The 26,147-nt window shown below is 50.3% G+C and carries 24 protein-coding genes; 12 read left to right on the top strand and 12 right to left on the bottom strand.

Annotation, left to right across the window (positions count from 1 at the left end):
- Positions 1–11: 11 nt before the first annotated feature.
- A complete protein-coding gene (gene acpS / locus ACEW81_RS05610) occupies positions 12–464 on the top strand; it encodes a holo-ACP synthase (protein ID WP_373531984.1) in 453 nt (150 codons plus the stop codon).
- Here acpS and ACEW81_RS05605 read toward each other — a convergent pair.
- The gene (locus ACEW81_RS05605) at positions 461–1,405 is read right to left on the bottom strand and encodes a phasin family protein (protein WP_373531983.1); all 945 of its coding nucleotides are present in this window, start codon (positions 1,403–1,405) and stop codon (positions 461–463) included. The genes acpS and ACEW81_RS05605 overlap by 4 nt on opposite strands.
- Before the next feature lie 458 nt (positions 1,406–1,863).
- Here ACEW81_RS05605 and ACEW81_RS05600 point away from each other — a divergent pair, with 458 nt between their 5' ends.
- The 3 genes from ACEW81_RS05600 to ACEW81_RS05590 all read left to right on the top strand — a co-directional run bounded on the left by ACEW81_RS05600 (position 1,864) and on the right by ACEW81_RS05590 (position 3,582).
- Positions 1,864–2,193: a hypothetical protein gene (locus tag ACEW81_RS05600; RefSeq protein ID WP_373531982.1), complete on the top strand. Its 330-nt coding sequence runs from the start codon at positions 1,864–1,866 to the stop codon at positions 2,191–2,193.
- Between the two features lie 97 nt (positions 2,194–2,290).
- Positions 2,291–3,238 carry a hypothetical protein gene (locus ACEW81_RS05595; protein WP_373531981.1) on the top strand — a complete coding sequence of 316 codons (948 nt, stop codon included), beginning with the start codon at positions 2,291–2,293 and terminating at the stop codon, positions 3,236–3,238.
- Between the two features lie 65 nt (positions 3,239–3,303).
- Positions 3,304–3,582, top strand: coding sequence for a hypothetical protein (locus ACEW81_RS05590; RefSeq protein ID WP_373531980.1), 279 nt, complete (start codon positions 3,304–3,306; stop codon positions 3,580–3,582).
- A 98-nt stretch (positions 3,583–3,680) separates the two neighbouring features.
- On the opposite strand, the gene scpB is transcribed toward ACEW81_RS05590, so the two are convergent.
- The 3 genes from scpB to smc are packed head-to-tail and all read right to left on the bottom strand — an operon-like array spanning position 3,681 to position 8,900.
- Positions 3,681–4,343: an SMC-Scp complex subunit ScpB gene (gene scpB / locus ACEW81_RS05585; RefSeq protein WP_373531979.1), complete on the bottom strand. Its 663-nt coding sequence runs from the start codon at positions 4,341–4,343 to the stop codon at positions 3,681–3,683.
- Complete coding sequence (locus ACEW81_RS05580; RefSeq protein ID WP_373531978.1) at positions 4,340–5,176, bottom strand: segregation/condensation protein A; 837 nt, start codon at positions 5,174–5,176, stop codon at positions 4,340–4,342. The genes scpB and ACEW81_RS05580 overlap by 4 nt, the downstream gene beginning before the upstream one ends.
- Entirely contained in the window at positions 5,160–8,900 is a 3,741-nt protein-coding gene (gene smc, locus ACEW81_RS05575) for a chromosome segregation protein SMC (RefSeq protein WP_373531977.1), read from the bottom strand. Before smc ends, ACEW81_RS05580 begins: the two co-directional genes overlap by 17 nt.
- Positions 8,901–9,240: 340 nt before the next feature.
- On the opposite strand from smc, the gene ACEW81_RS05570 reads away from it, so the two are divergent.
- The 3 genes from ACEW81_RS05570 to ACEW81_RS05560 are packed head-to-tail and all read left to right on the top strand — an operon-like array spanning position 9,241 to position 12,086.
- The gene (locus ACEW81_RS05570; RefSeq protein WP_373531976.1) at positions 9,241–9,387 is read left to right on the top strand and encodes a hypothetical protein; all 147 of its coding nucleotides are present in this window, start codon (positions 9,241–9,243) and stop codon (positions 9,385–9,387) included.
- 10 nt (positions 9,388–9,397) lie between these two features.
- On the top strand, positions 9,398–10,819 hold the full coding sequence (locus ACEW81_RS05565; protein WP_373531975.1) for a M16 family metallopeptidase: 1,422 nt from the start codon (positions 9,398–9,400) through the stop codon (positions 10,817–10,819).
- 1 nt (position 10,820) lies between these two features.
- Positions 10,821–12,086: a M16 family metallopeptidase gene (locus ACEW81_RS05560; protein ID WP_373531974.1), complete on the top strand. Its 1,266-nt coding sequence runs from the start codon at positions 10,821–10,823 to the stop codon at positions 12,084–12,086.
- Positions 12,087–12,163: 77 nt separating this feature from the next.
- On the opposite strand, the gene ACEW81_RS05555 is transcribed toward ACEW81_RS05560, so the two are convergent.
- Entirely contained in the window at positions 12,164–13,516 is a 1,353-nt protein-coding gene (locus tag ACEW81_RS05555) for a S8 family serine peptidase (RefSeq protein ID WP_373531973.1), read from the bottom strand.
- A gap of 191 nt (positions 13,517–13,707) precedes the next feature.
- Here ACEW81_RS05555 and ACEW81_RS05550 point away from each other — a divergent pair, with 191 nt between their 5' ends.
- The gene (locus ACEW81_RS05550; protein WP_373531972.1) at positions 13,708–13,986 is read left to right on the top strand and encodes a GIY-YIG nuclease family protein; all 279 of its coding nucleotides are present in this window, start codon (positions 13,708–13,710) and stop codon (positions 13,984–13,986) included.
- Positions 13,987–14,000: 14 nt separating this feature from the next.
- On the opposite strand, the gene ACEW81_RS05545 is transcribed toward ACEW81_RS05550, so the two are convergent.
- Together ACEW81_RS05545 and ACEW81_RS05540 are read right to left on the bottom strand one after the other, a co-directional pair.
- Positions 14,001–15,536, bottom strand: a complete 1,536-nt coding sequence (locus tag ACEW81_RS05545; RefSeq protein WP_373531971.1) for a phospholipase D-like domain-containing protein — start codon at positions 15,534–15,536, stop codon at positions 14,001–14,003.
- Between the two features lie 491 nt (positions 15,537–16,027).
- Positions 16,028–16,249 (bottom strand): hypothetical protein, encoded by a 222-nt coding sequence (locus ACEW81_RS05540; RefSeq protein ID WP_373531970.1) that lies wholly within the window; start codon positions 16,247–16,249, stop codon positions 16,028–16,030.
- Positions 16,250–16,451: 202 nt separating this feature from the next.
- On the opposite strand from ACEW81_RS05540, the gene uvrA reads away from it, so the two are divergent.
- Positions 16,452–19,286, top strand: coding sequence for an excinuclease ABC subunit UvrA (gene uvrA / locus ACEW81_RS05535; protein WP_373531969.1), 2,835 nt, complete (start codon positions 16,452–16,454; stop codon positions 19,284–19,286).
- A gap of 32 nt (positions 19,287–19,318) precedes the next feature.
- Here uvrA and ACEW81_RS05530 read toward each other — a convergent pair whose 3' ends face one another.
- The 4 genes from ACEW81_RS05530 to ACEW81_RS05515 form a co-directional block, all read right to left on the bottom strand.
- Positions 19,319–20,170, bottom strand: coding sequence for a hypothetical protein (locus ACEW81_RS05530; protein ID WP_373531968.1), 852 nt, complete (start codon positions 20,168–20,170; stop codon positions 19,319–19,321).
- 56 nt (positions 20,171–20,226) lie between these two features.
- Complete coding sequence (locus ACEW81_RS05525) at positions 20,227–21,309, bottom strand: hypothetical protein (RefSeq protein ID WP_373531967.1); 1,083 nt, start codon at positions 21,307–21,309, stop codon at positions 20,227–20,229.
- Between the two features lie 222 nt (positions 21,310–21,531).
- Positions 21,532–22,011, bottom strand: coding sequence for an NUDIX hydrolase (locus tag ACEW81_RS05520; protein ID WP_373531966.1), 480 nt, complete (start codon positions 22,009–22,011; stop codon positions 21,532–21,534).
- A 29-nt stretch (positions 22,012–22,040) separates the two neighbouring features.
- Entirely contained in the window at positions 22,041–22,286 is a 246-nt protein-coding gene (locus ACEW81_RS05515; RefSeq protein WP_373531965.1) for a hypothetical protein, read from the bottom strand.
- 56 nt (positions 22,287–22,342) lie between these two features.
- Here ACEW81_RS05515 and ACEW81_RS05510 point away from each other — a divergent pair, with 56 nt between their 5' ends.
- From ACEW81_RS05510 to ACEW81_RS05500, 3 genes are all read left to right on the top strand, one after another.
- On the top strand, positions 22,343–23,302 hold the full coding sequence (locus tag ACEW81_RS05510) for a hypothetical protein (RefSeq protein WP_373531964.1): 960 nt from the start codon (positions 22,343–22,345) through the stop codon (positions 23,300–23,302).
- A 124-nt stretch (positions 23,303–23,426) separates the two neighbouring features.
- Complete coding sequence (gene wecB / locus ACEW81_RS05505) at positions 23,427–24,569, top strand: non-hydrolyzing UDP-N-acetylglucosamine 2-epimerase (RefSeq protein WP_373531963.1); 1,143 nt, start codon at positions 23,427–23,429, stop codon at positions 24,567–24,569.
- Between the two features lie 40 nt (positions 24,570–24,609).
- Positions 24,610–25,425, top strand: coding sequence for an energy transducer TonB (locus ACEW81_RS05500; RefSeq protein ID WP_373531962.1), 816 nt, complete (start codon positions 24,610–24,612; stop codon positions 25,423–25,425).
- Between the two features lie 43 nt (positions 25,426–25,468).
- Here the strand turns inward: ACEW81_RS05500 and ACEW81_RS05495 are convergent, their stop codons facing one another.
- Positions 25,469–26,140, bottom strand: a complete 672-nt coding sequence (locus ACEW81_RS05495) for an SRPBCC family protein (protein ID WP_373531961.1) — start codon at positions 26,138–26,140, stop codon at positions 25,469–25,471.
- Positions 26,141–26,147: the final 7 nt, after the last annotated feature.

Genomic DNA, 26,147 nt, shown 5'->3' with positions numbered 1-26,147 from the left:
TAATGTCACACATGACTTTGAATTCGAACCATACGACACAAGGCCCTTGGCCCCTTCTACATTTGGGAACCGATCTGGTTTATATTCCCCGGTTGGCTAGCGGATATGCCCGATTTGGTATGCGCTATCCGGCTCGATTTTTAACCCCTCAGGAGCTGGCCTATTGTCAGGGGCAAGGGGACTTGAAGGAATCGGTTTTTTTAAAGCGGGTTGCCGGTCGAATTGCCATTAAAGAAGCCGCCTCCAAGGCTTTGGGTACGGGGCTGAATGGCTTGGGCTGGTGTCAGGGTGTTTACTGGCAGGATCTGGAAGTCCTCTCTCAACCGAAAAGCCCCCCCGATTTGGTATTAACCGGGAGGGCTTTGCAGGTTTCAACGGAGCTTGGTATCCGGCATTGGCGCATCAGCCTGTCCCATGATGGGGATTATGCGATGGCCACAGTTATCGGTCTATCGACCGGTTAAGCGGTTGCCGAAATTTCGGGCAGCGATGGCTTTGGCTCAACGGCCGGTTTTTTGTTCACAGTGGCTTTCACCTGCTTGGGAGCCGCTTTTTTAACAGCGGGCTTTTTAGCCACTGCCTTTTTGGCTGCTACCGGTTTTTTAGCGACTACTTTTTTTACCGCTGTTTTGGCGGCCGCTTTTTTAACGGGCGCTGCCGCTTTTTTGGCGGTTACTTTTTTTGCGGCTGGCTTGGCTGCTGTCTTTTTGGTCGCTGGCTTCACTATTTTTTTAACCGCTTTGGCTTTTGCTGGGGTGGCTTTTTTAGTCACCGCTTTTTTGGCGGCTGGCTTGGTTACCTTTTTGGCAACGGTCTTTTTAACGGCTGCTGCTTTTTTGGCAACTGGCTTCACTGCTTTTTTAGCCACTGCCTTTTTGGGCGCTGGCTTGGTTATTTTTTTGGCAACGGTTTTTTTAGCGGCTGGTTTCGCTGCTTTTTTGGCGGTTGGTTTCACTGCTTTTTTAGCCGCTGGCTTTTGGGCCGTTGCTTTTTTAAACCCGGAAGTGACTTTGCCAAGGGTGTCACTGGCTGAGTCCATGGCTTTGCGAACTGTTTTTTCAAAATCAGACTTGCTGGTTTGAAATTTCTTTTTCAAATCTTCGGCCACTTTTTTGGCTTCGTTGGGTTTAATATCCCCACGGGCAACCATTTCGTCCACAATGTCGCTGACCGAGTCACGCATTCTTTCAGCGGTCATGACCGTGGCGCCCAATCCAATCAGAAACGCTTTTTTCAAGCCGTCCAGAGAATCGTTCCCTTTGGCTTTTTTGGCGCTGGAATGAACTTTTCCGTTGGCGCTGGCTTTGCTTACAATCGACTTGGCGCTAACCTTGGCGGTCGCTTTTTTGGCAACTGGTTTTTTGGCAGGGCCATTTTTTTTGGCCGTAACCTTCTGGGTTTTCAATGCTAAAACTCCTCTCGCTATCCGGGTTTTTCTCAGTGCTATTGTATCATTGCTTTTAAAATTGTATATGTCTTATCGGCTCATTTTACCTGCCAGCTTTGCCGCCAATTGGGGTTAAACGTTGTACTACCCTGTTTAAAATTTTGACCAACCCATAACCCATTGCTGTACTAAACAAAATTTTACCTAATTTTACATGATCTGATTCAAAATCTGTTTATACTCCGCAATAGGCAAGGGATGTTTACAGGGTGTGCAAGGTGGTGGAAACCCGCATGAACTGTGTCTGAAACCATGATTTTGTCATGAATTCAGTGTTTTAAAAATTCCCCCAAAAGGAGGAACTCAAACCCGAATTGCCATTGTGCGTTAAAGATTTTTCGCTCCATCTCCGATACCTGATTTAAGACTTGGAGCAAAAAAGCAAAACGGGAAGACGCCAAAAGGATAAATTGATTATGGGACTTGCAGCCAGCCAGTCCAGGTATCTTGTGTTGACTGCCCGCAAGAACGATCTGGAATTAACCGGACAGCAGATTAACCAGTCTCGCCTGGAATTGGCGAATGTGACCAATGATCTGTTTAACGTCTCAACCACACAGGATTTCGATCCGAATGAGGCTGTTCGTATTCAGCTTCGCATTATCGCCCTGCAAAGTTTGGATAAGGCTTTGGAACTTCAGCTCCGTCGGGTGGATACCCAGCAACAGGCCGTTCAAACCGAGCTGGAAGCGGTAAAAAAAGTAATTGATAAGAATATTGAACTGACATTCAAGACTTTTGCCTAACTGCCGATAGTAGCAATAGGCCGTTTAAGGCCAATGTTTTCTACAGCCGCCATTGGCCCTGAACCCCCTCAATTGACCGGGAGGTATGCTCCGCGCGATGAGTTATAAACACGATTCTTATCTGGTTATCTTAAATAGTTATGGTATTTCCAGCAGTGCCGCAAAAGCCGAACTGTTTGAAACGTATGATCGCTTGCGGGATTTAACCGTTTCTGGCCCTGCCCTGGGGGGAAGCGGCGTTGGTAAATTTGGCAGCTTATTAATGAATGTTGCCCGCATGTTTGGCGGTGCGCCTTTTTTACCGACCTTTGGCAGTGAAGCCATTAATATTCCGGGTACTTCCTATTACTCGCCCATTTCAGGCGGTACCGGTGTTGGGCCGGGTGGACAGGCCGCTTTTGGCTTGGCGCCTTTTTCCAACGTAACGGGTTTTAATTCCGGTGGGGCAGCACCGGTTAATAATTCATCCATTGGGCCGCTCAGCGCGTTTTCAGCGTTGGGCATTGGTTCTTTGGGGGCCAGTGCTTTGGGTTTTTCCGGGGTGGGGCATCCCAACTATCCCTCAGCCGGAACGGTGGGCGGTGGCTTTTTTACGGGTGGGGCCAGTCCCATTGCGGGGGCCGCAGGTGTTTTAAATAACGGATGGATCGCCGGTGGCGCTTCGGGCCTGGGTGCCGCTGCCACGGCGGGCGGTTTGGTAACCGGCACTGCCGCTGGGGCCGGTTATGGCCGAAATTGGGTGATGCCAGCCGCAGGCATTGTGAGCGGCATTGGGGGCTTGCTGACCACCTTAGGGCCGTTTTTTGGTCCGTTTGGCCTGGCTGCGGCTGCGGGCGGCGCTGTTTTAAATGGCCTGTCTGGTGCTGTGCTTTCCAGTTTTCAACAAATTTCAAACCGTATTTTGGTGAATGCCGACACCATTCTCACCACTAAAATCAAGAACCTGGAAACCACGGTGAAACAATTTGATGCCCAGGAAGAAATTTTGAAAAAGCTTTTAAAGGAAGGCGTAGAGGGCGACAAAAAAGCGTTGGAAAATATTTAAAGGCATTCTTTATAACTTCTCTAAAGTTTTAGCGTCTTTTCAAGGGAATAAACGAGGAGCGGCTGATGGAACCCCCTTCCAAAAAATCCAACCCATCCCCCCAGTCCACCGATCCATTTTTGTATGCGGCCAGCCTGAATTCTTTTATAACCGAGCGTAATCCGTTTCAAGTGCTCACCGGGGATATGTTGCACCTGATTAAAACGGTGGTCAATTTGGGGAAAAACCGAAAAATCGCCCAGCAGCGCATTGATCAGATGCAAGCCCAGGTGGAAAAAGTAGAGGGCGATATCGCCTACGTCAATCCCAAGAGCATGGGTAATCGACTGGATAAATTCCGGTAAATTTGGTTTGTGGCGGGTTAAATTTTTCTGTATCGGCTCGTGGTCAACACAATTCAAAAAGACACGAACCATCCGATCGGAGCAGCGCGTTTAAACGTTTAACTCACCACATCTTCAGCCGCAGCGTCCTCGTAGTCGCCCGCATAGGCTTCCGGCATTTCGGGGGTAATTTCTGCGCCACGGTTTTCTTTGCCAATCAGTTTAACCAGGTGCGCCAAATCTTTGCGATCGGCGGTTAGTTTAAAATACTCGTGGAAGTGGCGGGTTACGTTCAGTTGATAGGAGCGTCCGTCTCGGCGCTTGGTAATGAGTTTGTGCTTGAGCAGGTTGGCGATATGGTCGTAGGCCACGCTGCCCCGCCATTCAATTAAATCCGATTGCAACACCGGGGCCTTGATGGCAATGGCCGATAAGGTGCGTAATTCGGCAGCGGACATTTCCAGCGGCATCATTTTGTTCACCATGTCGCCGTACTCTTCCTTTACCTGCAAAATGTAGCCGTCGGTGTCATCAATTTCCAGAGAAGAACCTTCCCGAAAATTGTAATCGCCCATTAATTCCATTAACGCAAATTCGGTTTCCTCGTAAGGGGCATCGATCATTTGAGCAATGTCGTGCATGCTCAAGGCTTTGCCGGTCATAAACAAGGCGGATTCAATGCGCCCTTTCAGGCTTTGTCCCGGGGGGACCGCTACCTGAAACGCCTTGGGTTGATCGTCCTGCTCGTTTTCTGGCTCCGGGTATCCATAATGTACGCTCATCCGGCCAATTCCTCTCGATTATCCTCGCCGCCTTCTGTCGCAGCAGGTGCGTCCGGGGCCACATAAACCTCGGCGTAAAATTCATCCTGATACATGGAAAAACCACCACGGGCGGTTAAAAACAACAGGGCCAAAAACGCGGAAATTTTATCAAGCCCCCCTTTATCCATAATTTCAGAAAGGGACACTTGTTCCTGATTGATTAAAATCCGTTCCAGCATAAAGCGCAACTGGCTCACCGTGTCTTCGTGGAACTCCTCGTGCGCCATATCCTCAATGTCATCCGCCGTAAAGTCGGCGTAATCCATCATGCGGCGATTGCTGGCCTTCTCTACCTTTTCTTTCAGGCTGCGGCGTTTTTCCAGCTCTTCGTATTTTTGCAGTTCTTTAATCAAATCTTCCAGCGTTACATTTCGGATGCGGGGCTGTTTGGTGCTGGTGCGCCGCTTAATCACCTCATCCAGCGATCGAAAACTGAACTTGGGCTGGATGATGCGGTTGTTGTCCATAAAATCCGGTTCCAGCAACTCGTCCAAAAATTCATCGGGAGGGTTTAAGTAATTGATGCCCGCCAGTTGATCCGATTTCATGCGCAGCAAAATGGCCAGATACAACACCGTTTTTCCGGTAATCTTCAGATCCGATTCCTTGAGTTCGGCCACTGCTTTTAAATATTGATCGGCCACTTTCACAATATCAATATTCCAGGGATCAATTTCCCCGGTTTTGGCCAGCTCCACCAGCAGTTCCACCCCATCCGCCGGTTTTTTGGGCTGGGCGGATATTTCAAAGGCGGACTCAAATGATTCTCTAGGCTCAGGAAGCGGCTGCAATACTGGAATCTCCCTGGGTTGCGGCTGCTTGTTTTACATCGTCATCTTCCCGGTGTTTGATGCCGGTGACTTTGGTAATGCCATTTTGACGCTGGGTGACCCCAATGGTTCGCTCCGAGCATTCAATCATGGGTTTACGCAGCGATACCACAATAAATTGAGCTCGCCGTGCTTCCCGGTTGACCATATTGGCCAGTTTCTCGGCGTTAATACCATCCAGGTTCTGATCCACTTCATCCAGCGCGTAAAAAGGCGCTGGCATATATCGCTGAATGGCAAACACAAAGGCCAGCGAAGTCAGCGATTTTTCGCCCCCACTCAGGCCCTCAATGCGTAACATTTTTTTGCCCCGAGGTTGGGCGTGAATGGTCAGGCCGCCTTCAAAGGGAGAATCCGGGTTGGTGAGCATTAACTCTCCGCTGCCATCGGATAAGTCGGCGAAAATACCCCGGAAATTGGCGTCCACGCTCTCATAAGCTTTCATAAAGGATACCCGCTTCAGTTCGTGATAACTGGCGATTTTCACGTCCAGCGTTTCCCGCTCCTGATTCAGGGTTTCGATTTTTTCGGCCAGCTCATCCCGGCGTCCGCCCACCCGGTCATACTCATCAATGGCCAGCATGTTCACGGGTTCCATGCGCTCCATTTTCTGGGTGAGGCGGGCAATATTCTGATTCACCTCATCGCTGGAGGGCAGTTGATCGGCCACAATGCTGCCCGGATCAATATCAGCCAGCTTTAACTGGTTAATCACCAGTTGCAGTTGCGGCTCCAGCTCTCGTTTGCGGGCCTGGAAGGCGTGGATTTGCTCATCCAGTTGCTGCACGTTGCGTTCCTGAATATTCTTCTGCTTTTCCTGTTCAATCAGTAAAGCTTGAACCTGATCCCGCTCTTCCTGCAGTTTTTTAAGCTCTTCATCCAGCTCGGTGGTTTGCGCTTCCAGCTCGTTAATTTGCCGAATGGTCAGCTGGATTTCTTCAGCGGCGGCAATCTGGTCTTTGGCAATGGCCTCGCTGTGCTGTTTCGATTCCTCAATGCGCTTGCGGCTATCCTGAACGCCCACTTGCTGGAAGTTTTTTTCCATTTCCTTGCTTTTAATATCGGTCTGCACGTTCCGCATCTGAGAGTCATAGTATTCCATCTGGAATTTGACTTCCTTCATCTGCTCCCGCAGCTCATCAATCTGCTCGCTGGGCAATTGGCTTTCAATGGCGTCCAATTCGCCCTGCAGGGTTTGCAAGGCCGCCTGCCGCTGGGCAATGGCCTTGTCTATGGTTGAAAGTTCCTTTTCCAGCCGTGCGATTTCGGCGTTCAGGTCGCTGACATCCACGGCGCTTTCCTGTAGCTTGCGAATTTCATCCAGTTGGGCGGTTACTTCCTCTAGTCCGGCGGAAGCCCTGGAGTAGCGCTGCATGAGTTGGGCGTAGTTACTTTTCACGCCTTCCATTTTAATTTCTAAAGCGGTCAGTTGCTTTTGATGGGTTTCTTTTTCCATCTCGGCCCGCTCCAGACGCTTGGCCAGCGTTTGCAACTCTTGCTCTATGTTGCTGCCGCCAAAATAACTGCCTGTTTTGCCCCGGTTGGATTGGGAGCCTCCAGTCATGGCCCCCGATTTTTCCATCAAGCTGCCATCCAGGGTCACCATGCGGAATTTCCGCAGCAGTTTGCGGGCGGCCTGAGCGTCTTCCACAATCAGGGTGTCACCCAGGGCGTAGCTAAAAACATCTTCAAACTGGTGATCAAAGGTAATTAAGTTCACCGCGTAATCCACCACACCCGGATCTCTAGGCAATGGGGGCAAGCTGCGATACCCCTGAATTTTGCTGAGGGGCAAAAATGTGGCCCGACCGGCCCTACTTTCCTGCAGCATGCGAATCCCTTCGCTGGCCACCTGATCATCATCCACCACGATGTTTTGAATGCGCCCGCCCAGCGCGATTTCCATGGCCAGTGCGTATTCCGGGTTCACATCGCCCAACTGGGCCACGGTGCCGTGTACGCCCCGCAAGTCGGAACGCAAAATGGTATCCACCGCACGGGTGAAATTCATTTCCTCATAAGCCCGCTGTCTGGCTTCCAGCTGGATATATTCCCTGTGGAATTCCTGATATTTGGCCTGAGTCTGGTTCAGGTTCACTTTGGCCTGACCGTAATCTCGCTGCAATTGGTTCAGCTGGGCCTCAAACGCTTCTTTATCCTGCCCCAGCTCTTTGGTTTCCTTGCTTAAATTGGCATGGCGAGCGTTCAGCACAATCAGCTTGTCAGCGCCTTCTTTATTACTGCGAAGGCGGATATCCATTTCATACTGGTTTCGTTTAACTTCCGCCTCGGTATCCAGCTTGTCCCGGTGCAGGCGGGATAAAGCGTCTTCTTCCACGGTCAGTCGCTTACGCACATCGGCCCGCTTCACGCTCAGTTCTCCGCTGGAGCCGGTCAGGGCGTCAAACTGTTGTTCCAGCTTTTGGGCCTGTTTGGCCTCGTTGTTATAAAGTGCCTGCAGTTCCTGTTGCTGATGTTGAAACCCCTTGATTTCCTCATCCAGATCATTCGATTTATCCTGCATGCGCTGAATTTCAAGCTGGGCTTGCTCAATGCGGCGATTATTTTCGGTGGTTTTTTCCTGAATACTTTGAATGGCGTCTTCTTTACGGGCAATATGGCCCTTTAAGCCTTCAATTTGTTTTTTCAGTGCAATCTGTTGATCTTCGCCCTTGCGCTTGACCTGGGTAGACAATTCCAACAGTTGGGCGTGGGTGACCTGAATGGCTTGCACCAGTTGATGAATGGCCTGCTGGCTGGTTTCTTTCTGCTTGCGGGCATCCGCCAGATTTTGATGGGTGGCCGCAATGGCTTTTTGAATGTCCAGATACTTGGCGGACAGCAGCATACCTTCATAGCGAATTTTTTCGTCTCGCAGCTTCTGGTACTTCAGGGCGTGATCCCGCTCTATACTGAGCTGCTCCATTCTCAAGGCAATTTCGTTCAGCAAAATGGTGTTGCGCTCAATATTGGCGCCGGTGGCTTCTAATTCCCGCTGAGCCTGCTCAATTTTACGATCAAATTCGGCCACCCCGGCAATTTCATCAATGATTTTGCGCCGCTCCATGGGCGACATGTTCACAATACCAGCCACATCGCCTTGCATCATTACGTTATAAGTGCCGGGAGACACGTTAAAAGTGCCCAGATAGTCGTGAATGTCCGTGAGGGTGCTGGGCTTGCCGTTCATGTAATAGGTGCTGGTGTATCCGCTGGCACTGCCCCGGATGCGCCGGGTAATTTGGGCAAATTCACTGTTTTGACCCACTTCGGCCAGCGAAATTTCCTGTACGCTGGTCAGCGCTTTGGATTCCGATTCGCTCAGCGGTTCAGCATCCTGAACGGGATGGTTGTCCGAGTCCTCTGACTGGGCCTCACGAGAAGCCCGCTCCAGCTCCAAAGCGATCTGGCGTGACTCTTTGACCATGTCATCGGCGTCTTTGCGGAAGGTGATGGTGACAATGGCCTCTTTTCGCCGGGAGAGGTTGTTGATGAGATCTGATAATTTTTCGGCCCGCATAGTGCGAGAGGTTGAAAGGCCCAGGCAGAACAGGATGCTATCAATAATATTGCTTTTTCCAGAGCCATTCGGCCCTGAAATGGTGGTAAACCCATTTTCAAAGGGAATCACCGTTTTTTCGGCGAAGGATTTGAAATTATCAATGACGATCTGGTGGATGTGCATTGTGGATAACGACCCTTTAAAGCTCCTGAATCTCTATCGGCACCGGATAAATTCCGGTGGTAAACCCGGTACGGGGTCCTGTGGTGGGCTGAAGTGGATGATCCTGTGTCACGAGAATGCCGTTTGATCGGCCAACAGTCTGCATAAAACTTCAAAATGAATGGCTGCCGCTCTTTTCCACTGCCGAAAGCAATGAACTTGCGGGGTCACTTTGGCTTCACAACCGGCGTTTTGAAAGCAGAACCCCATAATTATCGTAGCACAGAGAGCGTCTTCATGCGGAAAAATTCGACCTGTCAGCTTTACTTTCCGCATTGAACCTGACGAGGGTTGGGGTTCAGTGGTGTCTGTTTTGGTGGCCTTCAGGCCGGGTGTCGGCTTTCTGAAAGGGCGCTGCCGCTTTTTGGATGCGCTCAAGGGTTTGTTAAGTAACGCCTTTTTAAATCGCACCCCGGCTTTACTGTACGATTCCGGCAATATCCTGTAAGATATTCAGTATGAATGAGGCAAAGACTTTAAAAATTCCCTATCTCTCGCAAGAGGCTCGAATGGTGACCTATGGGAATGGGTACACCTTTGTGTTCGTGCCTAAACAGGGCGATGTGTTCAACATCAGCACCTGGGTTAAAACCGGCTCCATCCATGAAGATGATCGCATTAATGGCATCTCTCACTTTTTGGAGCATTTAATGTTCAAAGGCACCGAGCGCTTTAAGCCCGGTGAGTTTGATAAGGCCATGGAATCCATGGGCGCTGTGATTAACGCGGCCACCTGGAAGGATTTTACTTTTTATTATGTAACGGGTCCCAAAGGCAAGGCCGATGCGGGGCAAATCGGGGCCAATTTTGAGTTGGCGCTGGACCTGCATTCCGACATGATGCTGGGTTCCACCATTCCTGATGAGGAAGTGGGGCCGCAGTACGACCCGTTTGATACAGACTACAAGGGCGAAAAGCGGGAACGCAGCGTGGTGATTGAAGAGATCTCCATGCGGGAAGATCAGCCCTGGACCAAAATTTATAATTCCGTGAATCATATGATGTATGAAGCCGGACACCCCTATCAGCGGGACGTGATCGGTACCCGCCAGATTATTGGGGACGTGCCCCGGGAAACCATTTATGATTACTACCGCCAATGGTATTCTCCGGCCAACATGACCACCATTGTGGTGGGTGATTTTGATTTTAAAGTAATGGAAGAGAAAATCGCTCGCTACTTTGATTTTGAAAAATTCAAGATCAGCGCCAACGGCCATCCTGCTTCTCCGCAGGCCGCCCAGTTTAAAGCGCCTGCTGCCAAACGTTATGATGAAGTTAAGGGCGAGTATCAGACCTCCTTCTTTATTATGGGTTTTCACGGGCCAGAACCACAACATTTAAAAGAAACCATTGCTTTGGATGTAGCCAGCCATGTGCTGGGAGAAGGCCGCAGTTCCCGCCTGACCCAAGCCTTGCTGGAAAAGCCTGCCACGCCGGTTTTTAACTACGTCAGTTGCGGACAGTCCACCTTTAAGCTGGGCAACGTGTTTTTCATTCAGGGAAACTTTAATTTCCCGGAAGGGCAAAGCGACCCCAAGCCAGTGCTTCAGCAGCTGGAAGCCGAGTTGGAAAAACTGTTGACCACCGAACCCATTACCGAAGAAGAGTTCCAACGGGCCTTGAAAAAATTGAAGGTCAATTTTGCGGAAACCTCCGAAACGGCTTCCGGTATTGCGGAAACCATTGGTGAGGCCATCACGGTGGTAGGCTCTATTGATTCGTATCTGGATTATTTGAATGTGCTGAATCAACTGGATGTGGCTACTGTCAATGCCGCCGCCCGGAAATATCTGGCGCTGGATAAGGCGTATACCTCGGTTATGGTGCCGGGTGAAGGTGCTTCTAAAACTGATGACGGCGAAGAAGAGGCTGAATAAAATGCTGACTGTAAAAGCCGTTCACACCCAGGAATTAAAGCTGTCTAACGGGGCCACCCTGTTGTACACCCCCATAGAGACAGCCCCTCGACTGGCCATTTCCATGTTTTTACCCGGTGGCAATTTACTGGATGCCACCCCTGGTGTGTCGGATATGGTGGATCGCTTGCTGATGAAGGGTACCCATACCCGCAATCAGGAACAAATTTCCATTGAAATTGATGGCCTGACCTTGGAAGTGGACAGCGACACTAAGCGAGACTACAGCGCCATTCACGCCACCTTGCTGGAAGAGGATCTGGATGCCTCTTTTGCCTTGATTGCCGATTTTTTCTACAACGTTACTTTTTCTGAATTTGATCGGGAAAAGCAAAAAATTATTGGCGAAGTGATGATGGATCTAGACTCTCCCAAGAGTCGCGCTTCGGATCAATTTATTCGCAGAATGTTTGAGCAGACCCCGTATGGCATTGTCAGCAGCGTCATTCTGGATGCTTTGCCCTCGCTAAATTCGGTGGATGTTCTGAAGGCCCATTATCAAAGCGTATTTACGCCTAAAAACCTGATTGTTTCTGTGGCCGGTAATATTGCGCTGGATAAAATTGCCGCGGCGCTGGAAAAATACTTTCCCAACGGTGCGGCCAAGGCCCCCGTGGTGGAAGACAGTGTACTGGCCAAGTTGCAGGCTCTGTCTTTAACTCAGGATGAGTTGATTACATTCGCTCGGGATGATTCGTCTCAGGCGCATATTTTTAAAGGCTGGCTGGTGCCAGAAGCCAAGCACGAAGATTACGCCCCACTGGCTTTAATGAACACCATTTTAGGCGCCGCCGGACTCAGTTCCCGTTTGTTTCTGGAATTGCGGGACAAGCAAGGCCTGGCTTATAACGTGCGCAGCACTTATGAAGCGTATCGCCACAAAGGTCTGTTTTATCTTTATATTGGCACCGAGCCAAAAAATAAAGATAAGTGCCTGAAGGGCTTTATTGAGGAAGTCAACAAGTTGGCCGATATTCCGGTTCATGCTCAGGAATTGGCCGATGCCAAACGCAATATTCTGGGTCGTCGTTCGGTGTTTTTAGAAACCGCCCACCAGCAGGCCAATTACATTGGGGCCAATTATACGCAAGGTCGTACCCTTGCGGAGATTGACCGGGTGCCGGAACAGATTGAGGCCGTTTCTTCCGCCGATGTGCAACGGGTGGTGCAGCAATACCTGCTTCAGCCGGCGCTAACCTCTTTGGTTGGACCTTCCCGCATTTTCTAGAAAAATGAGCCAGTTGGCACCTTCGCCAGAGGCATTTTCATGTAGTGCGCAACAGCCTGATGGGTTGAATCGCTTGTCTAGGCCATTGAAAACAGGGCAGCGTTCCCTGTATTGAACGATTCTGGTGGCGAGGCAAGCAACGTACTGGTATCCAGAATGCCTGCCCCTTCGGCCAGTTCAAGAGCTTCCGTGTTGACGGCGGTTGATTTCAACTGTTCTTTAATTCTATGAAAGTTGAACTGCGGATTTTCCTGCTGCAAGCGGGCAATGGTTGCGGCCACTTTGGGAGCGGCAAAGGAAGTGCCATTTTGTTTGCCAAATTCGGTTTCAATGCCCACGCCATCGGTAGCGATGGTGGGGTTGAATTCTCCGTCTCCACGAGATGAAAAGTCGGCTATGGTGTCATCCGCCAGGTTTTCAGTATCCTGATTATCGGATGCCGCTACCGAGATAACCGAGTTGCTCTGGGCCAGAAAGTTGGTATCTCCGCCGAGCGTGTCTTTTTCAAAAGTCCCGTTTAGTTTATGCTGATTGCCAGCTGCTACCACCACCACCACGCCTTTTTCCGCAGCGTTTCGGGTGGTGTTTTGGTAATGTTGCCTTGCTTTTTGAAACTCTGAATCCGGAGCGTCCAAACGCTGATCCACATAACTGACGATGGCGGTTGAGACTTTTTCTGTAATCACTGTGCGGTTCTTCTCATCTGATTCTAAACCGGTAATGTCCTCGGGTTTTAAATCAAGGTGCTTTGCCAAATAGGGATTGGCTTTTAAGCGGTTCAGCGTATCCCTATAGATTTCATTTCTGGAGTATCCCAGCGAGCCGTTGATCACAGAGGCGCTGCCATCGATCACAATGGCGTCAATTTTGTCAGAGAACAGCCTGAAAGCGTCGGTGCTCCCCGCGTCAATGGCCGTATCCAGTTTCTCCTGAGTGTTTATAACGTTGCTGTTTTTCAAGAGGCTTTCGGTATTGGCACCCTGAACATTGCCCGTATCGATGCCTGTCAACTGGCTTTCCGCATTCGGGTTGTGGCGTTCAAAAACTTCCTGAACGGATTGAGCATGTTCATCGGCGTTGCCATCCTTCTCAACCCCAATTTCCACCAGTGCGGTTTCACCGGGTTTTCGGCCTGCCTGTTGCGGGCTTTGCTGAGATTCATCTTCCAAAAGCGGATTGTACGGTGTTGGCCAGAGGGACCAACTGGGGAAAAGCGTCCCTGGATTTTCTGACAGGGTGGGGGCTGACAAGTCTATATCCCAGGGCATTCCACTGTTTAAGCCCGCCGATGGTTCAGGCCCTGCAGGGCTGCCCGTATAAAGCTGATAGGGAAAAACAGGCGGCTGGGAGCCTTGAGGCGAGCCAGTTACTAATGGGCTGTTTAACTGCCCTTGAGGGAAATTGAACCGGTTAATGCCGTTATAAGACATACTTTACTCTCCATCCACTCTAACCCTTAAAAAAAATCCCACACGTTGATCCTGCTTTATCTCACCCATGAAATAAGACTGATAGTATTATTAAAAAAATAAACTTATGGAAATTGAGCGCATCGTTTTAAATTTTAATAATGGACATATCAAAAATATCTGCAGGAACGCTACAGGATGCGATTGGTACCATGAAAGCGCATGAAATGGACTCATCTGGATTTTACACTTATTTGCTGGTCTGCGCCGATGGATCGCTTTACTGCGGCTGGGCGCTTGATCCCCAGCAGAGACTGGCCACGCACAATGCCGGGAAAGGCGCCAAGTACACCCGCATCCGCTTGCCGGTAACGCTGGTTGCTCAATGGCGCTTTGAAACCAAGGTAGAAGCCATGCGCTACGAATATCAGGTGAAGCGTTTGTCCCGCGCGCAAAAACTGGCCCTGATTGGGGCCAGTTTAAAGGATTGAAATGGTAGTCTGATTTAAGGGTTGCTATTCTGACGGGCGCGTTTGGGTCTATCTTGTTTTCTCGCGTCATCATCTGCGGCTATTTTTCGGGGTTTCCATGGTTCACGCTCAGGCTGATCCTGCCAGCTTTTTTGGGGAGCCAGCTTGTTCCAGCTCACCGGCTTGCTGAGTTCTACCATGCCTTTTTGGTAGGAGAAATCATGATCGGCCTGTTTGGCGAAATTACCGGCCACATTGGGGGCATTTTCAATCATCACCGCAATTTCGTGGTTGGTTTTTCCCGGAATTTTGTTTTCCGCCTCACTCTCTTCATCGGAAGAGGAGGCGGGCATTTTGGATGTCCCTTCTTTGCTGTCCAGTCCCAGGCTGGACCAATTGGCCGATCCGATGAGCAGGTGCTTGCGATCAAAAACGGCCCATTTGGCATGCAGTTTTTCTTCGGTTTTTTTATTTTCCTTGTAAAAGCGAATGGGGACACCGGCATCATCCAGCTTTTGAATGCCGGGTCGGCAGTTGGGAAAAATTTTATAAAGCCCTTCATCCACCAGTAATTGAACGCCTTCCTGTCCCTGGGCTTTGAGTTGTTTGTGTTTTTCAATCAGGGCGTTCACCACTTTTTTGTGGGTCATGACAAACAATTGCGCATGGATGCTTTGTTTGGCGTTGTGAATTTGATTCAGCATTTCTCCCAGTACTTCATTCTGGGCGCCCTGATCGGCCTTGGCCCCCGATGTTTGCAGCACTTTGATTTTACCCTGGTGAAAGGGTTTAATCCCCGGCATCTCTTCTATTTTTCCATCAGCTGTGGTCCAGTCTTGACGGTAAGATTTGTGGAAAATATTTCGCACATCCGGGCCTTCAATATACACCGCCCCATCGTGGTTCACCGCGGAGTGATTGCCCCAGTTCATGCCCCCCACTACCGCTTTTCGGTTATTGAGCAATAGAAGTTTGACGTGATTTTTTAAGGTTTTTTCGTTGGGATAGGTCACAAAAGGCACGTTGTACGCTTTAAGCTTGCTGATGGTGCGGTCGTTATGGAAGGGCTCCATCAACACTTTTTCTTGCTCCTTAAAGGGTTTGGTGGGGTCCCAGTGCAAGGTGCGTGGTTGTTGTTTGCTATTATCCAAAATCACCCGCACATGGGCTTTTCCTTCCGTGTGCAGCTTGATTAAACGGTTCAGCAGGCTGGCATGAATATCCGCGCCGGGTATGCCGGGTGGGCATTTTCGTTCCGGGTACAGTTCACGGTTTTGCAGTTCATACAAATTCACCATAATCCAGGGTTTGTTTTGGGGGCTGCTGTTTTCCGCTTCCTTAAAAATTTCGTTGATTTTTCCAAAAATCTGGCTGCCCCCCAACAGGCTTTCCACAATAGTTTGATCTTTTTTAACCCCGTTTTTGGTTTGGATATTGTAGTGAAAAACATCGGTGGCCGGTGGCCTGAAGTACCGTAACGGGGGTTGTTCTCTGGGTGGTTTACTCTGTGTTTTTTGCGGTTCTTGTCCTTGTCCCCCAAAAATAATAGGCTGCCTCAGCACAGACGCCATGGGCAGTTTTCCCTTGAAAGCGTTTAGCACATCTCTCTCCAATTCACTAGTTCATGGCAGGCTAAGTTCCCTTGTGCGCCCACAAAGTAGGCATAGACAAACCACGACACTCACCTGTTTAAGGTTGAATGACTCTCTCTATTTGTTTGAAACGAATGAAACCGTATTAACCAGCTGCCTGATGGGCAGCATCCACTTGAAAAACAAAAAACACTGAAATAATGATGATATAAAACGGATTGTACCCGGCTCAACCTAAATGTCAAAAGTATTTTTAAAAAAGCAGGCTTCAATTAATTGTTTAATGTTAAGGCTTGAGCAGAAATGCGCTTGGCTGCTCAAAAAATAACGTATCTTTTTTACCGTTTTTAAAAAATGGTTTAAACGTTTCATTTAAGAAAAATTCGTGACAAAGCAGGCTGAATCATTTCCTGCCGAACTCCAAAATGAGCCACTGAACGTTGCCATTTTTATTTTGAAGAAAGAAGCCGTTAGTTTGCGGGCATAGAAATCGGCACTGGTACGGGGCGCTCCTGAGCGATTACGCCTTTCATGGCCAGCGCGATTTTATTGTAATGCTCTAAAACGCTTAACGAGGACTGAATGGTTTCTTTGCAGTCCTTGTAAATGCTTTCGGTGCTTGGGTTGTCCCTTAAATTTTGAGCGTAAGCCTCGCCCAGGCGCCGTTCAATTTCGCGCGCTTGATGATTCATTGATAAAAACCCCCTATGTCCCCATTGACCCTGATTCGGGTCATCCCCATCTGTAAGCATAAAAACAATTGATTCGCTTCTTGTGCGGCCTCACTTCAAAATGTTGTGCCAACCTCATCAAAGACAGCCCGTCTTGAAGGATACGCTCGGCCATTCCAGTCAGGTGATCGTCAGGTGGGCTGGTTTAAGGCATAATACCGCTATGAGTCCTAAATCCATTAAAATTACTGGTGCCCGAGTCAACAACCTTAAAAACGTAAGTTGTGACTTGCCGCACGAGCAAATTTCCGTAATTACGGGGCCTTCCGGCTCAGGGAAATCCTCCCTGGCCTTTGATACCCTGTATGCCGAAGGCCAGCGGCGCTACATCGAGTCCATGTCCTCTTATGCCCGCCAGTTTTTGGCCCGCATTGAAAAGCCGGATGTGGACAGCATTCAACACATTTTGCCCGCCATTGCCCTAGAGCAGAAAAATTCGGTTAAAAACGCCCGTTCCACGGTGGGAACCGCCACCGAGGTTTACGATTACCTGCGGATTCTATTTGCCAGCATTGGGCAAACCCGCTGCGATGCCTGCGGTGGGGATGTGAGCAGGGCCGATCCGTTTAAAATCCAGAAAGCGCTCCAGCAGCTCCCGGAAGGGGTGAAAATTTTACTGCTGGCCCCTGTTCAACTTAAGGAATTTGGGGTGGATGAGCTGATTCGGCAAGGCTTTTTCCGCGTTTACCGAAATGGAGAAGTGCAGGAGTTAAGCGCCATTCAGGGCGATTTGTCTTCTCACGAAATGGTGCGGATTGTGATTGATCGCTTAATCGTCAAACACAAGGCCCTGGGCGCTCGGTTGCTGGAATCCATTCGGAATGCCCTGGTTTTGGGCAACGGCAAAATTGAGGTCCTGACCCTGGATACCGGGGAAACCCAGCTTTTCCAGAATGAATTTGCCTGCCTGACTTGCCACAAGGTTTTTAAAGAGCCTTTTCCCAACTTCTTTTCTTTCAATAGCCCCATGGGGGCCTGTCCGGCCTGTGAAGGCTTTGGGCGCATTATTGGCATAGACATGGACAAGGTGATTCCCAACAAGCACTTAACGCTGGCCCAAGGGGCCATTCATCCCTTTACCAAGCCCAGTTACATGGAAGGCTACGATTATTTATCGATAGAGGCCAAAAAGCGAAAAATTCCGCTGGATAAGCCTTGGGTGGAATTAAAGGATGAGCATAAGGCCTTTGTCATTGACGGCGGAGGCGACTTTGACGGCATTCGTGGTTTTTTTGACTGGCTGGAAACCAAAAAGTACAAAGTGCATGTGCGGGTCATGCTGGCCAAGTACCGGGGGTATTACCCTTGCCCGGATTGTTTGGGATCTCGCTTGCGGCGTGAAGCGCTGAACGTGTTTGTGCAAGGCAAAAACATTCTGGAAATCGGGGAAATGCCGGTTTCGGAACTGGTGGCCTTTTTTACCGGGCTAACCCTGCCACCCACCCATGAGGTGATTGCCGCTAGGCTACTGCGGGAAGTGAAGAGCCGTTTGGCCTATCTCAATGACATTGGACTGACTTACCTGACCCTGAACCGGCAATTTCGCACCCTGTCCAACGGGGAGGCCCAGCGCATCAATTTATCCGCGGCCTTGGGCAGTGGGCTAACCGATACCATGTACGTGCTGGATGAGCCAACCGTAGGGCTACATGCCCGAGATACCGATCGTCTGATTCGTATTTTGCAAAACCTGCGGGATCACGGCAATACCATTGTGGTGGTGGAACACGACCCGGAAGTGATGCTGGCCGCCGACTACATTGTGGATATGGGGCCTTCTGGCGGGGAAGAGGGTGGCCGCATTGTGTTTGAAGGCAAGCCCAAGGATCTGTTAAAGGTGGCCTACTCTCAAACGGCCCGCTATCTGGTCAATCCGGCCCTGATTGAGGCGGATGCCCCTGCCCCCAAACGCCCCGCCAAACCGGCTGGCAACGGTCGTAAAAAATCCAGAATGGCCGCCGATGACTGTATTGAAATTCGGGGGGCGCGTGGCAATAACCTGAAAAACTTGACCGTGCAGTTGCCGGTGAATCAACTGGTTTGCGTCAGCGGGGTTTCCGGTTCCGGCAAATCCACTTTAATCAAGCAAACCTTGTTTGCGGCTTACGAGCATAGTCAATCTCGCTCCTTGCAACTGGATGAGGCTCCGCATGATGAGATTGTGGGCTTGGCCCAGTTCAAGGATGTGCTGCTGGTGGATCAAAGCCCACCGGGGCGATCCGCCCGCTCAAACCCGGTAACCTATGTGAAGGCTTACGATGACATTCGCAAGCTGTTTGCCGAATCTCGCAAGGCGTTGATTTTAGGCATTACCCCCGGTCATTTTTCTTTCAACACGCCGGGTGGGCGCTGTGAAACCTGTGAAGGACTGGGCACCTTAACCATTGATATGCAGTTTATGGCCGATGTGACCATGGTTTGTCACGATTGCCAGGGGCGGCGCTTTAACCCCAATGTGCTGTCGGTGGAGGTGGAAGGCAAAAACATTAATGATGTGTTGAACATGACCGTGGATGACGCCGTTCAGTTTTTTGCCAGCAGTCGAAAAATTGGTGCTAAATTGCGCCCCTTGCAGGAAATTGGGCTGGGTTATCTCAAGTTGGGCCAGTCCACGGCCACGCTCTCTGGCGGGGAAGCCCAGCGTTTGAAGCTGGCCAGTTACCTGCCCGGCCACAAGGCGGATGATGAGATTGCGCTGGCCAAGGATCGTTACCTGTTTTTGTTTGATGAGCCCACCACCGGCTTGCATATGGCCGATATCGCCTTGATTGTGCAAGCGTTCCGGCGCTTACTGGCCGCAGGACATTCGGTGATTGTGATTGAGCATAATATCGACTTTATCGCTCAGTGCGATTACCTGCTGGATATGGGACCCGAAGGCGGCGAGGGCGGCGGGCTGATTGTGGCCCAAGGCACCGTGGAAGACGTGATGGCCCATCCGGCCAGTGAAACCGGCCAGTTTTTGAAAAAGCGCTTGCAAAGCCTGGTAAGCGTTTAAATAAAAAATAGGCGTTTAAAACGAGTGAGCGTTTAAACGGTAGATTTCGGCTTTTTGGGTGCTTTGATTTGGTTGAACCACCGTTTTCCGGCTTTGCCCAATAAGTCCATACCAATGCTGGCCGGAAGCCCCCCGGTCACGGTGGTAATGGAGGTATTCACCATGGCTTCCCGTTGATGGGACTGATCGATTTTAAAATCGCAGTAGCTGGCAAACCAGGTGTTAATGGCGGCACCCAGGGTGTTGGGTTCCGCGTTCAGGGTCAGGGCAATCAGGTAGGCCATGTGGTCCGCGTCATCCTTAAGGGTGGGTTTGTTGATGACCTGATGAATGTAGCGGGCCAGTTTGCCGTTATCCATGATTAACAAGGCCCGGTGGGTTATGGCAATTAAATCTTCTGGCAAAAAGGGTTTGCCATGGAAGGTATCATTCCGGGTTAGTTTTTGACGGGCCGGATTTTTTCGGGACAGTTCCCAGGCCGCTTTTTGGTACTGTTCATACTGGCAGCGAGACAGTTTGAAGCCTTCTATGAAAAACAGGGTTTTGGAAACCAGAAAGCGGCTGCGGGCTTGCTCATCGGGCAGGTGATCTTCTCGATCCATGGCTTTCAGCAGGGTTTGCAATTTGGCTTCGGCTTGCTGAACGGTCAAATCGGGCTGATTGAACAGCAGCCAGCCTTTCATCAGTTTTCCGGCCCCTTTGCCCATATCGTAGGCGGACATTTGGGCCAATAGCGTCTCTTCGCTTTTTTCTCTGGCCACTTCCCATTTTTTACGAGAATTTTCCAGCAACTTGCTAGCCACCATAATACCCAGTACCGAAAAAATACTGCCCTTGGAAAGGGTTTTTCCAAACAGGGATTGGGATAATTCCAGAATACGCATAAGGCCCCTTCGCCATTTTTCTGCTGCCTAATGAACAGTATAGTTCATTCAGGGGGCTAGTAGGGACGAAATCCGGTCGGAACACCCAGTGGGCTGATGCCTACCGTTGAGTTTCCAAAGCGTGAGTAGGGCTGCGTGGTTAGGGTGGTGCCGTAAACGGGTCTGTTCAGGTAGGGCTGATTGTAGCCATAGGGCAGTTGTCCGGGAACCACGCCATAAGCGGGTACTCCATACCCATAGGGAGAGCCGTACGGGTTGGCATAGGGCTGATTGTTGTAGTAACCGTTTGGATAACCATTTTGGTAGCCATTATTGGGCAGCAAGCCTGCGTTGCCGGTGTTTTTGTTCAGGTAGTAACTTCCAGCCACCGAGCCTGCCATCATGGCCAGTCCGGCCAAGCCCTGACCAATGGCCCCCAGTTTGGAGGGGCCGGTCTGTTGGGCCTGGTAAGAAGGGGTGGGTTGTTGATCCTGAAAGAAGGGATCGTTGGCAAACGGATCTTCCTCTCGCTCCCAAAACCGTTTTTTAGGTGGGGCGGCCTGTTGATTACTGGCTTGATTGCTGGAGGGACTGCCAAACGCGGCGGGCTGCGTGTTGGCGGCCATGGGTTGGGCATTGACCCTTTGCTTGCTAGCCGATGCGCTGCTGATGGCCTGTGGTGGGTTTTTCCCCGAGCTTGGCGGCAAGTTGCTCTGCATTTTAGCGGTGAGATCGGCATGCGCTTTGGTGGCCTCGGCTGGAAACACCTTGGCCATTTCGGCCAGTAATTCTCCGGCATCCTGATATTTTTGCTCGCCGTAAAGTACGGTTTGCAGCTCAGTCAGTCTATCCGTTAAAAAAGCGCCCTGCTTGGGGTTAATCAGCAGATTTTTTTCCACACTGGCAATAAAAGGTTCCGCGGGTTTAAGCTGGGCTTCCAGCGCTGCCAAATCCGCTTGAGGGGTTGCCGCTGGTTGGGCGGCTTTGGCTGGGCTGGCCTGTGCGGGGGCTTGCGGTTGAACGGTATTGTCTACCAGTGGGCGAGCTTGCCATTGGGTTGCGAAATCATCCACCGCCCACACCGGAGCCATCCCTTGAATGCAAAGCCCCAAGCCGAGAGACAGGGCGAGCGTTTTATTGGCAAATGGGTGTAAAAGCATGTGGATAACCTCGTTGATCGGTGTTCGAGTCGGTTCCTTCTTTCTTAAATAAAAATGAAGGGCGTCAAAATGTTGCCTTTTTGGGATTCACTGGCACCCCCATGCGGGGGCTTCTTTCTTTATATTGAAGCAAGAGGCTGCCAAATAAAAGGTAGTTTTTGGATTTTAGGAACAGGATGGCCCTGTTTTTCCGAAAGTCGGACAAACGCTCGGCGGGTTTGATTACGGATTGGGCTTAACCCCAGCCCCGTTGCCATATTTGCCCAAATATAGGCCATTGGCGTTTTGAAAACAATCGGGCCAGTCCTTTAAAAGCCGATCGGCCACGACTTTGGGTTCAATTTGCATGGCTCGAACTTCCTCCAGGGTAAAAAAGCCCATTTCGTTCAAGTTTTCATCCAGCGTCATGTTGGGGGTACCGCTCAGGTGGCGAGCCAGCATAAACACGTCAATGGTGTGCCGGGTGCCTTGCTCGGTGGCCAGTAAAAAATCGGCCAGATACAACGTTTTCTCAATGCAAACGTCCAGATCAATCTCTTCCTTCATTTCCCGAATGGCGCATTCCTCCAGCCCCTCTTCCACTTCCAGGGTGCCGCCTGGAAAGACCCAAAAGGGGCGATCATTTTGTCGAACCAGTAGTAATCGATTGTCCTGAAATAACACCACGCCGAGACGCACTTTGTAACAGTAGTTTTGAGACATGGTTGGGGTTCCTTTGCCGCATGCGGGGGTTATGGGGACAATTCTGGTTTTTGTGGCAGGCTTTTGAGCCATTGGGTTTGGCTGGGCATGGTTTGGCCTTGCCATCCGCCCAAACCATGCCGTTTGTGTAGGTTAAAGCTACCAAAAGCAGGCGGGCCTGTAACGGGTGAAATGGAAGGCGTGGGTTTTGCGGTTTGGGTTTGCTGGCAACCCAAAGTGCCAAGCAGGCCCATGCAGAGGAGCAGAAGCAACCAAAATCGAGATGCTGAAAACAAGATTAAGCCTCTTTTTTTACAAAAGTTGTAGCATAAAAATCCTAAAGCTTGTTTTTATGCCTGTAGATTATACAGGACCGGGTGAGGTGGATATGGGTGTAGAAGGCATTAGCGGCCAAGCGTATCAGGCCTATCAGCAGGTGGGTGGTAAACCTGCTCTGTTGGATGTTAGCGGAGCCTTGTCCTCAGGTAAAGCCCTGACTCATCGAAATGCGGTGGAGCAGTGGGCGGGAAGCGCTGTCAACATGGGGGCTCAACAAGCAGCGGCCCATAAAATAGACAAAGTGGCCGCCAGCCGTTTTAAACTGGGTTCAGCGGGCGAAAAAGGCGCTACGGCCCCGCGTGGTTATGCCCACTGGTTGGGGCTGGGTTCCACTCAGGTTCAAAGCGGCCAGTGGAACTGGAAAGCTTTTAAGCAGACCACGTCCGCCAACCTTTCCCGGTTTGGGGAGGGCTTAAAGGCGGGGCATTTCTCTCCTAAAGCTTATGCCCGGGAAACCTTGGGGCAGAGAAATTTTCAGCCCGTTAAAAATTTGTTTACGGGCAATGTTGGCTCAACCGCTGGATCTTCTGTGGGGCAAGGGGTATTGGCCACCGCTGGTTTGGGTTTGGCCAGTTTTGATGTGCTGAAAAATACCCACGATACCCATAAGGATGCCACGGCCCGACAGGCCAAGGGCGAAAAAGTCAATATTACTCAGGAATCACTGTCCGCTATGGGCAAATATGGCCTTCGGGATGCGGTGAGCTGGGAAACTGCCGGGGCCGGATTTGCGGTGGGTAAGGCGGTTATGCCTTTAAGCGTGAAGGGTATTCCGGTTGGAGGCATTTTGTTTGGCTCCATGGGCGGGGTTACCGCTCAAAAAGGCATGAATGTTCTGCTGAAAACGGGCGACAAAGATCCTGTTCAGCAACGCAAAGCGCTGGAAAAAGCGCAGAAAAAAAGCGCGAACCCCAAACATGCCGCTAAAAATAATAACCAAAACGACTGGAGCCAACCCGTGGATCCGGTTTGATAAGTAATGATTTGGTAGCCCCCTTGCACACTGAAACTGGTTAAACTACCCGCTTGGTGAGTTACCTCAGCCTTTGCTCGCAGTATAATGAGAGCGTTTTCCAAGGCATGGGGCTAATAAGATTGTGTCCAAATCCAAAAAATTAAAAGTGTTAACCGTATTCGGTACCCGTCCAGAGGCGATTAAAATGGCCCCGGTGGTCAACGCGCTTGCCGCCTGCCCCGAGGAATTTGAATCGGTGGTGTGCGTTACGGCCCAGCACCGGGAAATGCTGGATCAGGTTCTGGATCTCTTTCAAATTCGCCCGGATCATGATTTGAACCTGATGAAGCCCAATCAGGATTTATTCCAGATTACCACCAACGTGCTATTGGGCATGAAATCGGTTCTGGAAGCGGAAAACCCGGATGTGGTTCTGGTGCATGGCGATACCACCACCACCATGGCCACCTCGCTGGCTGCTTTTTACAAGCAAATTCCGGTGGGTCATGTGGAAGCGGGTTTGCGCACCTGGGACAAGTATTACCCTTTTCCCGAAGAGATTAACCGGGTGGTTACCGATGGCATTGCCACCCTGTATTTTGCCCCCACCGAAGGTTCTCGGCAGAACCTTTTAAAAACCGGGGCCAAAGATGCCCAGATTTTTATGACCGGCAACACCGTGATTGACGCCTTGCTGTACACCTTGAACAAGCCCAGCCCAAATGGTCATTTGCCCATTACGCTGGATGATCAAAAAAGGCTGATTCTGGTGACGGTCCATCGTCGGGAAAATTTTGGAGAACCCATGCACGAGATTTGCCGTGCTTTAAAAGACTTGGTGGATGCGGATCCCACGGTGGAGATGGTAATTCCGGTGCATCCCAACCCCAACGTGCGAACCATTGTGCATCAAACGCTGGGTAACTCCGGCAGAATCCATTTGATTGAGCCACTGGATTACGAACCTTTTTGCCGCCTGATGGAGCGGGCCAGCATTATTTTGACCGATTCTGGCGGCATTCAGGAAGAAGCGCCCTCTTTGCGCAAGCCAGTTTTGGTGTTGCGAGATGAGACAGAGCGCCCTGAAGCGGTGGAAATGGGTACGGTGCGCTTAATTGGCCCTCACTACGACCGCATTTTATCGGAAACCAGACGGTTGCTGGATGATACAACGGCTTATGCCTCCATGTCTCAAGCCACAAACCCTTACGGAGATGGAAAAGCCTCGGCGCGCATTTTAGATGCTTTACGAACGTTTCATAAGAATCCGGCACTTTTCCGGTAAACTCTTTTCAAATCCCTCTCTAATTTAAAAGGTAATTATTATGAATGGTTTGAACCGTTTTAAAAAATCTCTCGCTTTAGTGGCCTGCGCCCTGATTTTGCCATTGGCCGCTTTTGCCAAGACCCCTGATAGCACCTATGGCTATGTCTCCAGCGTGTTTGAAAAGCTTCAGGCCCACTGGGAAGAGCAGGTCTATGCCAACCAGCTTACTGACAACACCCTCACCTTTGTTGTGAATGAGGATGGCACGTTGCACAGTAGCGGACTTGATGTGGGTGCCGACACCGATTCCGGTCGGGCCATGCTGGCTTACCTGAACAAGAACGCCCCTTTTGGCGCCTTTCCTGCCGGTTTGGAAGGCCGTCAGGTTCAGTTTAACTTTAAGCTGTCCCCTGGCAGCATGCGGATGGTCAGCTATCAGTTGATGCCCACGTCCAGTAAAGACTCGGTGCTGGCGTTCGCCACCCCGGTTTCTAACCAGCCCCAGCCGGTTTCCCTGTTTTACACACGGGTGGGCGCTCCCGGTAGAGTGTGGGAAAACACCGCCAAACCCGGTAACAGCGAAGAGACCATGACCAATTATGTGGAGCAGGTTCGCCAGCAGGTCAAAAACAACTGGAAGCTCCCTCAGGATTATGTGTTTCAGCGCACCATCGCCGTGTTAATGATTGATCGGGATGGCACCTTGTTAAGCGCCAGCCTCAAGCAGTCTTCCGGGGATGCCACTGTAGATAAAGCGGCTTTAAACGCCATTATCACCGCCGGAAAGTTTCCCGAGGCCCCGGCCAATGTGCCTTCCTTGCCGGTAACCATTGACTATGTCTTTGAGCCGGTTCTGTCCAGCGCGGAGCTGTAGGAGCCACCCTTCTTTTTGTTTGGGTTGAAAATGGGAAGGTTTTTTATAAAAGCCTTCCCATTCCCTGTTTGATAAGGGCCCTAGCTGGCTTGGTTTTGCGCGGTTTTTTATGTTCGACATAATGCTTTAAATCCAGTAAGCAATCTTCAATCAAAGAATCACCCTGATTCAGTATGTCTAAAATCAGTTGCGTGGATTTGCCTGCCTTGATAGATGCGCAGTCCCAAAAAGAAACCTGGAACTCAATTAAGGTGTTTTGGTTCATTTCATCGGCCGAAAACAGAACGGACGTTTGAATGGCGATGTCATCGGGATCGGTGGAAACCCTGCAATAAAAGAGATTGGGAATGTCTAAAATAATTTTACTCTCGGTTTCATAGAGTTTTCCGCCGGGTCCAGCAAAGAGCCAGCGGTTAATTTGTTCAGCTGGAATAAAATATTTGGATAAATTCAAGGCTTTGGCATAAGTGGCGTCAATCGTTTTGATTTCATGTTCTACCCCTAGTACTCGGCGCATAAAAGTTGGAAATCGGGTGTAGTGGATCCATGCCTGATAGCAGGATTCTACCGGCGCCTGGATGTTTATTTTGTGTTTGATGTTTCGAATCCCTTCTGCTGAATGAGAGCGCGTCATTCTCCCTCCTTTCGCAATGTTTGTTTTTAAACATTGCGAAAGCATTATAACCGCAGATGGCTTTAAAAAAAACTGCCGCATGGGCATA

Source organism: Vampirovibrio sp. (assembly GCF_041737375.1).
Classification (GTDB): domain Bacteria; phylum Cyanobacteriota; class Vampirovibrionia; order Vampirovibrionales; family Vampirovibrionaceae; genus Vampirovibrio.
The sequence above is the reverse complement of the archived record's forward strand: the minus strand, read 5'-3'. Positions and strand labels throughout refer to the sequence as shown.

Bases quoted from the DNA above. Each gene is read 5' to 3' on its own strand.
- acpS (WP_373531984.1), top strand. From the start codon at position 12: ATGACTTTGAATTCGAACCATACGACACAAGGCCCTTGGCCCCTTCTA.
- ACEW81_RS05600 (WP_373531982.1), top strand. From the start codon at position 1,864: ATGGGACTTGCAGCCAGCCAGTCCAGGTATCTTGTGTTGACTGCCCGC.
- ACEW81_RS05595 (WP_373531981.1), top strand. From the start codon at position 2,291: ATGAGTTATAAACACGATTCTTATCTGGTTATCTTAAATAGTTATGGT.
- ACEW81_RS05590 (WP_373531980.1), top strand. From the start codon at position 3,304: ATGGAACCCCCTTCCAAAAAATCCAACCCATCCCCCCAGTCCACCGAT.
- scpB (WP_373531979.1), bottom strand. From the start codon at position 4,343: ATGAGCGTACATTATGGATACCCGGAGCCAGAAAACGAGCAGGACGAT.
- smc (WP_373531977.1), bottom strand. From the start codon at position 8,900: ATGCACATCCACCAGATCGTCATTGATAATTTCAAATCCTTCGCCGAA.
- ACEW81_RS05565 (WP_373531975.1), top strand. From the start codon at position 9,398: ATGAATGAGGCAAAGACTTTAAAAATTCCCTATCTCTCGCAAGAGGCT.
- ACEW81_RS05560 (WP_373531974.1), top strand. From the start codon at position 10,821: ATGCTGACTGTAAAAGCCGTTCACACCCAGGAATTAAAGCTGTCTAAC.
- ACEW81_RS05555 (WP_373531973.1), bottom strand. From the start codon at position 13,516: ATGTCTTATAACGGCATTAACCGGTTCAATTTCCCTCAAGGGCAGTTA.
- ACEW81_RS05550 (WP_373531972.1), top strand. From the start codon at position 13,708: ATGAAAGCGCATGAAATGGACTCATCTGGATTTTACACTTATTTGCTG.
- ACEW81_RS05545 (WP_373531971.1), bottom strand. From the start codon at position 15,536: ATGGCGTCTGTGCTGAGGCAGCCTATTATTTTTGGGGGACAAGGACAA.
- ACEW81_RS05540 (WP_373531970.1), bottom strand. From the start codon at position 16,249: ATGAATCATCAAGCGCGCGAAATTGAACGGCGCCTGGGCGAGGCTTAC.
- uvrA (WP_373531969.1), top strand. From the start codon at position 16,452: ATGAGTCCTAAATCCATTAAAATTACTGGTGCCCGAGTCAACAACCTT.
- ACEW81_RS05530 (WP_373531968.1), bottom strand. From the start codon at position 20,170: ATGCGTATTCTGGAATTATCCCAATCCCTGTTTGGAAAAACCCTTTCC.
- ACEW81_RS05525 (WP_373531967.1), bottom strand. From the start codon at position 21,309: ATGCTTTTACACCCATTTGCCAATAAAACGCTCGCCCTGTCTCTCGGC.
- ACEW81_RS05520 (WP_373531966.1), bottom strand. From the start codon at position 22,011: ATGTCTCAAAACTACTGTTACAAAGTGCGTCTCGGCGTGGTGTTATTT.
- ACEW81_RS05510 (WP_373531964.1), top strand. From the start codon at position 22,343: ATGCCTGTAGATTATACAGGACCGGGTGAGGTGGATATGGGTGTAGAA.
- ACEW81_RS05500 (WP_373531962.1), top strand. From the start codon at position 24,610: ATGAATGGTTTGAACCGTTTTAAAAAATCTCTCGCTTTAGTGGCCTGC.
- ACEW81_RS05495 (WP_373531961.1), bottom strand. From the start codon at position 26,140: ATGCGGCAGTTTTTTTTAAAGCCATCTGCGGTTATAATGCTTTCGCAA.